At 36.5% G+C, this 13,010-nt stretch carries 9 protein-coding genes; 8 read left to right on the top strand and 1 reads right to left on the bottom strand.

All coding sequences use genetic code 11. The features are described 5' to 3' along the window. Positions 1-101: 101 nt before the first annotated feature. On the top strand, positions 102-974 hold the full coding sequence (galU, locus tag ABEW73_RS28125) for a UTP--glucose-1-phosphate uridylyltransferase GalU (RefSeq protein WP_430170445.1): 873 nt from the start codon (positions 102-104) through the stop codon (positions 972-974). Positions 975-1,052: 78 nt separating this feature from the next. Here galU and ABEW73_RS28130 read toward each other — a convergent pair whose 3' ends face one another. Further along, a complete protein-coding gene (locus ABEW73_RS28130; protein ID WP_430170443.1) occupies positions 1,053-3,512 on the bottom strand; it encodes a Wzy polymerase domain-containing protein in 2,460 nt (819 codons plus the stop codon). A 213-nt stretch (positions 3,513-3,725) separates the two neighbouring features. Here ABEW73_RS28130 and ABEW73_RS28135 point away from each other — a divergent pair, with 213 nt between their 5' ends. From ABEW73_RS28135 to ABEW73_RS28165, 7 genes are all read left to right on the top strand, one after another. Further along, positions 3,726-4,898: a glycosyltransferase gene (locus tag ABEW73_RS28135; protein WP_430170442.1), complete on the top strand. Its 1,173-nt coding sequence runs from the start codon at positions 3,726-3,728 to the stop codon at positions 4,896-4,898. A gap of 1 nt (position 4,899) precedes the next feature. Further along, positions 4,900-5,976 carry a mannose-1-phosphate guanylyltransferase gene (locus tag ABEW73_RS28140; RefSeq protein ID WP_430170440.1) on the top strand — a complete coding sequence of 359 codons (1,077 nt, stop codon included), beginning with the start codon at positions 4,900-4,902 and terminating at the stop codon, positions 5,974-5,976. Between the two features lie 28 nt (positions 5,977-6,004). Continuing rightward, positions 6,005-6,973: a GDP-mannose 4,6-dehydratase gene (gene gmd, locus ABEW73_RS28145; RefSeq protein ID WP_430170439.1), complete on the top strand. Its 969-nt coding sequence runs from the start codon at positions 6,005-6,007 to the stop codon at positions 6,971-6,973. 117 nt (positions 6,974-7,090) lie between these two features. Next, positions 7,091-7,867, top strand: coding sequence for an ABC transporter permease (locus tag ABEW73_RS28150; RefSeq protein ID WP_430170438.1), 777 nt, complete (start codon positions 7,091-7,093; stop codon positions 7,865-7,867). Between the two features lie 2 nt (positions 7,868-7,869). Next, the gene (locus ABEW73_RS28155) at positions 7,870-9,171 is read left to right on the top strand and encodes an ABC transporter ATP-binding protein (protein ID WP_430170437.1); all 1,302 of its coding nucleotides are present in this window, start codon (positions 7,870-7,872) and stop codon (positions 9,169-9,171) included. Between the two features lie 24 nt (positions 9,172-9,195). Continuing rightward, positions 9,196-10,470 (top strand): FkbM family methyltransferase, encoded by a 1,275-nt coding sequence (locus ABEW73_RS28160; RefSeq protein ID WP_430170435.1) that lies wholly within the window; start codon positions 9,196-9,198, stop codon positions 10,468-10,470. Further along, positions 10,467-12,986 (top strand): glycosyltransferase, encoded by a 2,520-nt coding sequence (locus ABEW73_RS28165; protein ID WP_430170433.1) that lies wholly within the window; start codon positions 10,467-10,469, stop codon positions 12,984-12,986. The genes ABEW73_RS28160 and ABEW73_RS28165 overlap by 4 nt, the downstream gene beginning before the upstream one ends. The last annotated feature ends 24 nt before the right edge of the window (positions 12,987-13,010 follow it).

Below are 13,010 nucleotides of genomic sequence, written 5' to 3' on the forward strand. Positions count from 1 at the left end.
GCCGCCTGCCTTTGACAAAAACCGATTTTAATCGATGGGTTAGCCGGACTCATGATACAATGTCATCAATATGGGAGATTTACGGGAATGGAGAAGATAGGATGAACATTCGAAAAGCAATCATACCGGCCGCTGGGCTTGGTACGCGGTTCCTGCCGGCCACGAAAGCGATGCCGAAAGAGATGCTACCTATTGTGGACAAGCCGACCATACAATATATCATCGAGGAAGCGGTCGCTTCCGGCATCGAGGACATTATCATTGTGACGGGTAAGGGAAAGCGGGCGATTGAGGATCATTTTGATTCATCATTTGAGCTGGAACATAACCTAGCTGAGAAAGGGAAATGGAACCTCCTCGAAGAAGTGCGTAAGCCCTCCAACATGGCAGATATTCATTATATCCGTCAAAAGGAGCCTAAGGGGCTGGGTCATGCCATTTGGTGCGCACGTAAGTTCATTGGAGATGAACCCTTTGCTGTGCTGCTAGGCGATGACATTGTAGAGTCTGAGACTCCATGTCTCAAGCAGATGATGAAGGTATATGATACCTATCAATCTGCCATTGTAGGCGTTCAGCCGGTATCCTGGGACGAAGTGGACCGATACGGGATCGTAGATGGACTTCAGAAATCAGAACGAATCTATGAAACATCAAGATTGGTAGAGAAGCCCTCCCGTGCCGAGGCGCCTTCCAACCTGGCCATCATGGGCCGCTATATTTTGCCGCCGGAAATCTTTGATTTACTGGAGAATCAGGAGATTGGAAAGAACGGGGAGATCCAACTGACCGATGCGCTCTCCACCTTAGCTCATCGGAGCTCGATCTATGCGTATCATTTTGACGGGATGCGCCATGATGTCGGCGAAAAGCTGGGTTTTATTGAAACCAGTATTCATTATGCATTGCAGCGGGAGGATTTGAGAGATGATTTGATTGCTTATTTGAGTGGGGTTTTGACGAAAGTGCAGTAGTAGGGGCAATTTCATAAACCGATAAGAAAAAGGGACGGTTGGGTAGAGATTTTCTACCATGAACTGTCCCTTTTTTAATTAGAATTGAAGATCAGTAATCTGTTGAACATTTTGCTTCGCATTTGGATCAACTTGGGTAAGTTTCCCCATAAGGGCATCATCGCTCAAGTTTTGTTTTTGTAATGCTGCCAGATACCAACGTACAATCTCCTGTTGGGTTGTCTGCGAGAGATCTTCTTGTATGCCAAGCTTAAGAGCTTCTGATGCTTGCTCCGGTTGATTCATCATGTAGTACATTTTGCCTGCATGGAGGATCATATCTGGTGTGTTCTCAAATGAGCGCCCTTGCAGTTGTCCTTCCGGTAATGTAGCTAAATGCTGAATACCTGTCTGAACCTCGGCAAATGCCTCGGTTGCTTGCTTGAAGTACTTGTCTTTCGTTGCTAGGTCTCCTGTGCCAAGTGCCTTCGTCCCTAGATCATAACCTTTATTGATAATCTGTTCGGACCAGTTAATGTCCCATTTAAATTTATAGGCATTGTTGATAAGTACTTCGTAGGCTTGCTCCGGTTGCTGTTTCATTTCGTAACTTTCAATTAATCGACTTAGCATAGACTTGTTATATGGTTCAGCTTTTAACGCTTTATTAAGTAGATCAACAGATGCATTATAAAAATTCTCATCTTGTTCTTGCTTATATATAGTCTGATAGAGTGATGCAGTTAACAATACCGAGTCGGGATGGCTTGGGCGTATACTCAAGTCCTTATCGAGAGGAGCCTTAATTTCCTCAAATGAAGAGCTGACCTGAACGATTCTGCGTGCTTCCATTCCCGAGTCGGCGGCTTGTACATACCGGATAGATGTAATCATGACAAGAATAGCGCAAAGCCCAACGATTGCACTATATGCCCCTCTGGCCGTTGAATCTTTGAGGCTCCATTTTTTCATTGGTTTATTATCCATTACGGCAGCCATTCCGCCAAGTCCTAGGAATACAAGAATTCCCATGAACACATAACTCATGTTAAAGTCCAAAATACTATGAATCAAAATGGAAAGGACGATGATGAGATAAAGGAAGTGACTATTCCGATCGTCTTCATTCCCTTTGATATAACCGCGAATATACTTGTAGAAAATATACAGGATAAACGACATGAATATCACAAATCCGACAATTCCGACTTCGATCAAGTACTGCAAAAAGAAGTTATGGGCTTGACGGCTTGTATATGGGTTGTTCTGATATTGCTCATAGAGTGAAGCCCATGCTCCGCCTCCAGCCCCAATGATCGGGTAGTCAGCTAGCACCTTCATGGCGTCTTTATAGAATGTAAAACGTTCCAGAACACTGTGCTGATTAAAGTTAATATTTTCGAGTCGGACGCTGATGTTTTGCGGAAGTATATTTTTTAATCCGGTACCGATGAATAGGAAGATCAGCAAGCCTCCAATTGCTACGGAACCGAGTGGAATCCATAAGTTTGAGGCTTTTTTAGCCGACCAATTGTCTAAAGACCGTTCAAGTTTGGGCGCAATAAAACTTTGTATTACCCATCCGAGCAATCCTACAATAGCGGAAGCACCAAGCAAAATGCCCCAGCCCTTAAGGGCACCAGTGCTGCTAAAGGCTTCATTTAACTTTAACCCTAGCTCTGTTACCGGTTTGGAAATGATCAGTGATGTCACGCCCGCTATACCGCAGTACAAGATCCACAATAGTTGTTTAGCTGGTTTCAGGAATAGGAGCAATAAAACAAACACAACAGGTAACATCACCAGACCGCCCCGAGATAACGTCAAGAGCAGTGATACGATGATAGGTACCAACATGAAGCTATGAAAGGCTTGCCCGTACCATTTACGGGATGTTGTAACGAAAAAGACGGCTGCGAAAAGGAATGCCATGAGAAAAGCAGCATATGTATTCGCGTATTGGAACACCGAAGTCAGACGCAGACCGTTAGAGTCAATCATAACGGCATGGGTATACGTGCCGTTTAAAACGGTATTGGAAAACCATTTTGCAATACCACCTGCAGTCTTGCCTTGCCCAAACCAATGGAGCAAGCCGAAACCGACGATCAGATAAGCAACCGTCATAATCGTGATTTGAACGATTCGATTCCCTAATTTTTCACGTAGCACATATAAACCGACGATAAACATTATGGCGTAGATACAATTAATGATTACCATATTCATGGCAAGAACATGGGAGGCGGCGTTAATGAGTGAGAGTATGTAAGTTAGGGGGAGTAAAAGCACACCCACGGCCAGCCAATCTTTTTGATCTTTTAATTGGATGCTTTTATAGGAATGAGCAATCCAGAGAAATAGTAGTAGACAAGCCAAAATAGCAGCCCAGAAAATCGGTTTCTCAAATTCTAACATTTGTCCGTTAAATAGAGCCGTCTGGAATGGCGTCCAAGCTAGGAACAGAATAATTACTGATATTAACACCCAAAACAAAACCGATCCCGTCTCACCTTTTCTCGACGCGGCGGCTTTTTTACCGTATACTGGATTCGACAACGTATTTAGCTCCTTTTCTTGTAGATACGACAATATTCTAGCATAATGAAAGGAATGGGGCTAGATTTCTGTTCTACGTATATTTGTTATCCGGTGGTGTTGTATATTAAAAAAGTAATATATCAATTTACATATAAGTTAGCAGTCTTTACAAAGCCTCTTATAACTCGCTTGTTATCTCCCGGCTTTAGGCAAAGGGTGAAAAGGGCTCTTTTGAAGAAAGCTTATCCTCTAGAAAAGACTCAAAATCAAAGTTACAGCAATAACCTGGAAAAGGGTGTAAACCTACTGGGTTATGCACGAGCGGAGATGGGTATTGGAGAATCATGTCGAATAGCTGCTAATAGTTTGGATTCCGCGGGTATCCCTTTTGGAATAATAAATTTTAAGGGCACGAATAGTGCTAGAATGTCTGACCTTACATGGTTGTCGAAGGAAATTGAAGAACCTAAATACAATATTAATATATTTCATATTAATGCCGAACAAATGATGGAGGTCTACGCTCAATATGGAAATTCGTTGTTTCAAAATCGATATAATATCGGCTTTTGGCATTGGGAGTTACCAGATTTTCCAGATGAATGGTTAGAGGCTTTTGATCTTGTTGATGAAATTTGGGCTCCCTCTACATTTGTGGCAGATTCAATAGCTATGAAAAGTCCTGTTCCTGTGGTGAAAATACCGCATTCCATTCAGGTTAGCATAAATGAAGTTCGTAATAGAGAGTTCTTTGGTCTGCCCGAGGGAGTCTTCCTGTTTTTATCTATGTATGATGTTAAGAGTTATCAAGAACGTAAGAACCCTAAGGCTGTGATTAAAGCTTTTAAAGCAGCTTTCGAGCCTGACGATCGATCAGTTGGATTGGTACTGAAAGTAAACTCATATAATAGTGGTAAAGCTGAACTGGACGAGCTTAAGGAACTTACTAGTGACTATAAGAATATTTATTTGATTAAGGATACAATCAGCCGAAATGATATAAATGCCTTGATTTCAGTTATAGACTGCTTTGTGTCTCTACATCGAAGTGAAGGATTTGGCTTGGGGCTAGCTGAAGCAATGTATTTGGGTAAGCCAGTTATCGGAACCAATTGGTCGTCAAACACTGATTTTATGAATAGTAGTAACTCTTGCCCAGTGAATTTTAAATTAATACAAGTTGGACGAGATCATGGGCCATATAGGGCATATCAAATGTGGGCTGACCCAGATATAGTGCATGCATCGTTATATATGAAGAGGTTGGTTTCAGATATAACTTATTATAAACAAATTGCTGCTAGCGGTATGGAGAATGTTAGAACTAAATATTCTCCGGAAGAGGTAGGACAATTAGTGAAAAAGCGCCTTGACTATATCTATAAATGGAAGTTTGGAGGCTAATATGGATATTACTTGTGTACTAATGGCTGGTGGTAAAGGGGAAAGATTCTGGCCTAAAAGCAGGACTAACCTTCCTAAACAATTTTTAAATATTTCTGGTAATAAGTCTATGATTCAGCAATCAATTGAACGTTTAGAGAAGTTGATTGATATCACAAGGGTATTTGTTGTTACAAATGGTCTGTATGCTGAATTAATTAAAGCACAAATTCCTCATTTACCGCACGATAATATAATAATAGAACCTATAGGTAGAAACACTGCACCTTGCATTGGACTAGCTTCAATAGTTATTGAGGAGAAATTTCCAGATAGCACAATGGTTGTATTGCCATCTGATCATATAATTGAGAATGAAGAAGGGTTTATTAAAATACTTAAGACAGGTATTGAGGTAGCTCAGGATAATAAAAGCCTAGTAACTTTAGGGATAAAACCTTCATACCCAGAAACAGGTTATGGGTATATTGAGAGCACACAGGAAAAATTATATATTAATGACCTAGAGGTCTTTAAGGTAAATAAGTTTGTTGAAAAACCTGATCTGGAAGCTGCTGAAAAATATTTGGAAGCGGGTAACTTCTATTGGAATAGTGGCATATTTATCTGGAGAACTGAAGTTATAAGGAGTTATTTTGAAATTTTAATGCCAGAAGTGCATGATGTATTGGAAACGATGAAAAATGGATTTAAATTTTTAAATCGAAACGAGATTATAGAGAGTGAATTTATAAAAATGCCAGATCAATCAATTGATTATGGTATTATGGAAAAAGTAGATGATATTTTTGTCATTCCATGTGTTTTTGGTTGGGATGATGTCGGAAGTTGGACTGCGCTAGAGCGAATAAACGATCTAGATGAACATGGTAATGTTATTAGAGGTAACATTCTAAATTTGGACACAAAAAGATGCATTATTGAAAGTAACGGTAAGCTGATCGCAACATTAGGTATTGAAGATTTAATTGTTGTAGATACAGAAGATGTTACTCTTATATGTGCGAAAGATAAGGCTCAGGAGGTAAAGACGTTATTGAAAGAGTTACGAATGCAGAAATTGGAACAATATCTATAATATTCATGAGAATAAGGGGATTATAAAGATGGAAAAAAGTGCACTGATAACAGGAATTACAGGACAGGACGGGTCCTACTTGGCTGATTTACTGCTTGAGAAAGGTTATAAGGTTTATGGATTACGACGTAGAACGAGTACACCTGTTATGGATAACATAGAGCATATAAAAAATGAGATTGAGTTTATTGAAGGGGACCTGCTTGACCAAGGCTCCCTAGTAAATGCAATAAGAATATCAAATCCTGATGAAGTATATAATCTTGCTGCACAGTCCTTTGTTGGAACATCGTGGGACCAACCTTCTCTAACTGGCCAGATAACAGGGATCGGAGTTACAAATTTATTGGAGGCAGTGCGGTCAAAAAAACCTGAAGCAAGATTTTATCAGGCTTCGAGCAGTGAAATGTTCGGTAAAGTGATGGAAACGCCACAGACTGAAACAACTCCATTCTATCCACGGAGCCCATATGGTGTTGCAAAGGTTTATGGCCATTGGATCACAGTTAACTATAGAGAAAGTTATGATCTTTATGCATGCTCAGGAATTTTATTTAATCATGAATCACCACGTCGTGGTATTGAATTTGTTACCCGGAAAGTAACCACAGCTGCTGCAAGAATTAAGTTAGGACTACAAAAAGATCTCAGAATGGGCAACCTAGATGCCAAACGGGATTGGGGCTTTGCAGGCGATTATGTTAAGGCAATGTGGTTAATGCTTCAGCAGGACAAACCTGAAGATTTTGTGATTTCAACGGGTGAGACTCATACTGTTGAGGAATTGGTCGAAATAGCGTTTGCTCATGTTGGGTTGAATTGGAGAGACTATGTTGTCATTGACCCTAAATTCGTACGGCCAGCCGAAGTGGATTTGCTCTTAGGTGATTGTTCACAAGCAAAAGAAAAGCTGGGTTGGGAGCTAGAGGTAGGGTTTGAGGAATTAGTAAGAATGATGGTGGAGAGTGATTTGACTCTTCAGTCTAAAAATAATTGATGTTTTTTTAGATTATAAGCAAGTCGCAGAATGCATCATGAAATTCGCGACTTGCTTAATCCATTTAATGAGGCTACTAAATAAAATACTTAAATAATTAGGTGGTAGTAAAAAAAGATGGTAAATGAATTGAAGGAAATATATAAATTTAGACAAATGCTGGTCAGCGTTGTTAGGAAGGAACTTAGGTCTCGTTATAAAGGTTCTCTTCTTGGATTTTTATGGACGTTTGTGAACCCTCTGTTACAGCTGACTATTTATTCAATTGTATTTCCATTTTTATTAAGAAATACCCAAGAGAATTATCCAATGTTTCTTTTTATTGCACTATTACCATGGATTTTTTTTTCATCATCCCTTCAAGGTGCAACGACGAGTATCGTTACTAATGCTAATCTTGTGAAAAAAATTTACTTCCCAAGGATGATTCTCCCTCTTTCAATTGTCTGTACTAATTTAATGAATTATCTTTTTGGTCTTGTAATAGTTTTTCCGGCACTTATACTAACAGGCGTTACACTAACATTCAATATTCTTTGGTTACCGATCGTGCTACTAGTTGCATTTATATTTACAATAGGATTGTCTCTGATCTTATCATCATTATATGTGAGATTCAGAGATTTAGAACATTTAGTCGGAATATTTATTATGATTTGGTTCTATTTAACTCCAATTGTATATGGCATAGAGATATTCCCTCGAAGTGTAGCTGATTTAATTAGTTATAATCCAATGGTACCAATAATAAATTCGTTTAGGCAAATCTTGTTATATGGTAGTAAACCTGAATGGACTTCCCTGTCTTATTCATTTTTTATTAGTCTTTTGGTATTGATAGTTGGATTGTTAATTTTCCGGAAACTAGAAAAGACCTTCGCTGAGGAGTTATAGGTATGATAGATAATTTTGCAATTTGTATTGAACATGTTAGTAAGTCGTTTAAGATTTATCATGATAAGTCGGTTACTTTAAAGGAAAAAATGCTTAGGTTAAGAAGTAGTAACTTTACTAATTTTAATGCCGTTAATGATGTGAGTTTAAGCATTAATAAGGGTGAGACTGTAGGTTTAATTGGTCATAATGGCTGTGGAAAAAGTACTTTATTAAAATTGATTACTAAAATTCTGTACCCAGATAAGGGGATCCTAAAGGTAAATGGGAGAATCTCTAGCTTAATTGAGTTAGGAGCAGGTTTCCACCCGGATTTTACTGGTCGTGAAAATATATATACAAATGCATCGATATTCGGATTGTCACGTAAAGAGATAGATAGCAAAATAGATGATATTATTGAATTTTCAGAATTAGGGGATTTTATAGAAAATCCGGTGAGAACATATTCCTCTGGTATGTATATGCGACTAGCGTTTTCAGTTGCAATAAACGTAGACCCGGAAATACTTTTAATTGATGAGATACTATCTGTAGGCGATGCGAATTTTCAAAAAAAATGCTTTGATAAAATAGAAAGTTTTAAACAGAACGGTGCAACAATATTAATTGTGGCTCACGATTTGGGGACGATTGAAAATATTTGTGACAGAGTTGTTTGGATGGATAAAGGTAGAATAGTTACTCAAGGAGAGCCTGATCGTGTAGTGGATTTATATACTCAGCACATGAACATGAAATTTGTAGAACAGAGGCAAAAGGACTTCAATAAAGAGAAACAACCAATAGATATTAAGAATAACAATGGTAATGCTAGTTCATCTGCTCAAAATATTGATGCTCCCCCGTTAAATTCAGAAGAACCCCAACAAGGAGAAGATATTCGATGGGGATCCAAAGAAGTAGAGATTATTGAAGCTAGAATAATAAACAGTAAGGGAGGTAGTACTAATGTAATTCAAGCAGGAGAGCAAGTCACTTTAGAGATTGATTATAAAGTCAATAATGAGCAAAGTGAATATATTTTTGGTGTAGGTATTTATACATCAGATAAGAATCTTATATATGGAAACAATACAGAAATCGGAAGAATTAAATTGTCGAGTATTGATTCTCAAGGTTGCGTCAGGTTTGTGATTAGAGAATGTAATCTTCTCTCAGGAAAATATAAACTTAATGTTGCTGTTGTTGATGGAAGGCACCGAGCATTAGATTTTATTAAGTACTATATGGATTTCTCTGTTGTTTCGAATGACAAAGCAATCGGTATATTTTCAATAGATCACTATTGGGAGATTAAGTAGTAAACTGAATTAGGAGGAGTGACAATGAGTGAATTTGAAAGTATCGAACATGAAGTTATATATAAAAAATTAAAAGATATGCTTTTGTATGAAGAGAAGGATACAACTAGTTTAGAGAAAACAAATGTTAATAAGGAAACTTGTTTCCATGATCTTGATAGAAATATAAAAGTAATGCTAAGAACTAGAGAAAACTTTGCGTATAGACCATTGTATTCTCATAGAAAAGTCACTGGTTCATTTATTATATTTTTTAAAAAGGTAATTCGTAAAATTCTCAAATGGTATATTGAACCTATAGCATTCCAGCAAACAGATTTCAATAACGCAGTTACCCCATCTATCGGAAGACTTACTGAACTGACAGCACAACTGGAAAAAGATAATTTGTTGTTGATAGATTCTTTCAATGACAAAATCGAGGAAAAAAATCTTGAGTATAAAGGTATATTGGAACAGTTGGTTCATGAGCAGGAACGACTGAACAATGATATGAGGAATCGAATTTTAGAATTGGAAAAGAAAAATGAAATTCAGGCTGAAACAATTGAAAATATCACAACTTTTCTGAATAGAGTTAACGATCAGATCGATATTGTCCATAATAATAAAGAAACGATATTTTATAAGAACACTTTTTCACAGTCTGGTGAAGACAGTATTTTAGCTTATATAATCCATGTGTTAGGTATTCCTTTTGATTCTGTTAGGTATATTGATCTTGGGGCAAACCACGCTAAAGAAATGAGTAATACGTATTATTTTTATTCAAAAGGTGCACGAGGAGTTTTAGTTGAAGCAAATCCTGAATTGATTCCAGAGCTTAAGTACTTCAGAAATAGAGATATAATACTAAATTATGCGGTAGATACCATTCCGGGTCACGAGATCGATTTCCATATACTAAATGGGGATGGTTTAAGCACACCAGACCTTGAATCAGCACGTAGTTTTTGTGAAATAAATCCCGAATTGGAGATAACCTCTACAAAAAAAGTCGAAACAATTGATTATAAAACGATTGTTGAAGAATACCTTGGACTAGCGCCTACCATTATTTCAATAGATATCGAAGGTAAAGAACTTGATATTCTGAAATCAATTGACTATGAGAATTACGGCCCGTTAATAATTGTTGTTGAAATGATTGAGTATAGCAGAGTATTGAACTATCGAACAAAGAATACTGAAATTATAAATTACTTGGATAGTGTAGGTTATGATGAGTATGCTTTCACAGGAATAAATTCCGTTTTTATACAAAGAAGTTTTCTTGAAGAAAGGAAATTGAACCCATGAATATTGCAGTAGATGTTCTAGCTATCCTAGGGCCTGACTCTAAGAATAGAGGAATTGGTAACTATAATGTCAGTCAGTATAAGAAGATTTTCCAAATAGATAAATCGAATAATTACTTCCTGCTAAATTTTTATGAACAAACCTATTTGAAGGAAATATTGAATTATTCAAATAATGTAAAGGAATTTTTCTTTTATACTGGTGAAAACAACTTTTTAATCCAAGAGAATACCTACAGAAAGCTAGTAGGAGACATTGTTAAAAAATTCATTATGGATAATCAAATAGATGTGTTCTATATTACATCACCTTTTGATAGATTCATGTCTTACGATTTAGATTGGCTAAAAGATGTGAAAGTTGTTATGACGGTATATGATATTATACCCTATTTATTTAAAGAGCGATACTTAAAACCACGTGCATTCTATGATGAATATATGTCCTGGGTAGAAAAAGTAAAGCGTGCGGATAAGATTTTGGCGATATCAAAGAGTGTTAAAGATGACCTTGTTGAGCATTTGAAAATAGATACTGATAAGATAGAAGTAATATATGCTGGTGTTGAGGAGCATTTTAGAAAACTAGAAATAGAAGATGTTGAAGACATACAAAAAATGTATGGGATAAGTAGTCAATTTGTGATGTGTACTGGTGGAGATGATGACAGAAAGAATATTGCTGAACTGATCATTGCATATTCAAAAATGCCGGCAAATTTAATTGAGAAATTTCAATTAGTAATTGCTTGTAAATTAAGTAATGCTTCAATATCTCGTTATTATGAAATAGCTAAGAAACATAAGGTTGAAGGTAGAGTTATTCTTACAAATTTTGTTCCTTTGGATCATCTGATAAAACTTTATAATATGGCTTATGTTATGGCATTTCCTTCACAATATGAAGGATTTGGTTTGCCCGTTGTAGAGGCCATGGCGTGTGGAACTCCAGTACTGACATCAAATAATTCCAGTTTAGGTGAAATTGCAGATGGGGCCGCTGTGTTGGTCAATCCATTTGATACAAAGGATATTACTAGAGGCCTCATAGAGATTTTAGAAAGTCCAAATTTGGGAGATCTAGTCAAGAAAGGTTATGGCCGTATTGAAGAATATACTTGGGAGAGTGTTGCAAAGAAGACCCTATCTGCTTTTGAAACGATCGGATCTAACAAAGGTGACAATAACTTACGGTGCCAAGATAAAAAGAAAATTGCTTTTTTCAGCCCACTACCGCCATTACAATCGGGTATTGCTGATTATAGCTATGACTTATTAAATGAACTTGCTGATTTTTTTGATATTGACGTCTACATTGATAATAATTATAAAGCGAAGTGTGAGTTTCGGGGGAATATAAAGGTTTTTCATTATACTGAATTCTACCGTAATAAGAATGGATATTATGATATTATTTATCAAATGGGAAATAGCATGTACCATGCTTATATGATTGACTTTATACAAGAGTTCCCTGGAACTCTTGTATTACATGATAATAATTTGCATAGTCTGATTTATCATCTTTCAAAAAACAACAAGAATCCCAATTTTTACAGCGAGTGTCTGTATGAAGATTTTGAAAAAGAGATGGTTGATACCTATATAAGTGATTTTAACGAAGGGAGGACAGGTCTTAAAATATATGATTTAATAGCGAATGGAATCGTATCGAATTATTCCAAAAGAATTATAGTGCATAGTGATTACACGAAGAGTTTTCTATTAGAAAAAAATATTGAGAGAAATGTAGTGAAAATACAACACTATTCCAAAAATGAAGAACAAGTAGACATTATGTATGCAAAAGAAAAATTAAATATCCCTACGAATACTATTGTATTATCAGCATTTGGTCATATCCATAGCACAAAGAGGATTATTCCGATGTTGATGGCCTTTCAAAGGCTAAAAGAAAGAGAAAATTCAGAAAAAACTTTATTATTGTATTTGGTTGGTGAATTATCACAAGAAATTAAGCAAGAAGTAGAACACTTTATATTGAAAAATAAACTGCAAGAAAGCGTTATTGTTACAGGATATACTGATTTATCAGTGTTTGAAAATTATATTGATGCAACAGACATTTGTCTTAATTTGAGGTATCCATATAATGGAGAAACCTCTGGAAGTTTAATGAGAATTTTAGCAAAAGGTAAATGTGTATTAGTCTCGAATATAGGTAGTTTCTCAGAAATACCAGACGAATGTTGTATTAAAATTGCCTCTCCAGCCAACATTACTGTAATTGAAGAAGTTAATATTATCTTTAGGGAATTAATAAAACTTGTTGAAAATCCTAATCTTATCGATATTACAGGTAAGAATGCAAAATACTATTCTGAAAATAACTTGGATATCAAATTAATAATCAAACAGTATGTTAATACGATAATTAATTCGAAATATTCAAATTTATCTGAAGCTATCTTAACGAGCATTGTTAAGGATATTAGTCAGAGTGAAAAGACTAATATTATGAAAATCGCAAGTACAATAGCTTATTCAAAAAGCTGAGTTAATGGGTTACTAACATGGGGG

This window comes from Paenibacillus lautus (assembly GCF_050482385.1).
In the GTDB taxonomy this organism is placed as follows: Bacteria; Bacillota; Bacilli; order Paenibacillales; family Paenibacillaceae; genus Paenibacillus_AQ; species Paenibacillus_AQ lautus_B.

What these genes read in the sequence shown, in the direction of transcription:
- ABEW73_RS28160 (WP_430170435.1), top strand. Translation starts at nt 9,196, where the DNA reads ATGAGTGAATTTGAAAGTATCGAACATGAAGTTATATATAAAAAATTA.
- ABEW73_RS28165 (WP_430170433.1), top strand. Translation starts at nt 10,467, where the DNA reads ATGAATATTGCAGTAGATGTTCTAGCTATCCTAGGGCCTGACTCTAAG.
- ABEW73_RS28150 (WP_430170438.1), top strand. Translation starts at nt 7,091, where the DNA reads ATGGTAAATGAATTGAAGGAAATATATAAATTTAGACAAATGCTGGTC.
- galU (WP_430170445.1), top strand. Translation starts at nt 102, where the DNA reads ATGAACATTCGAAAAGCAATCATACCGGCCGCTGGGCTTGGTACGCGG.
- gmd (WP_430170439.1), top strand. Translation starts at nt 6,005, where the DNA reads ATGGAAAAAAGTGCACTGATAACAGGAATTACAGGACAGGACGGGTCC.
- ABEW73_RS28155 (WP_430170437.1), top strand. Translation starts at nt 7,870, where the DNA reads ATGATAGATAATTTTGCAATTTGTATTGAACATGTTAGTAAGTCGTTT.
- ABEW73_RS28140 (WP_430170440.1), top strand. Translation starts at nt 4,900, where the DNA reads ATGGATATTACTTGTGTACTAATGGCTGGTGGTAAAGGGGAAAGATTC.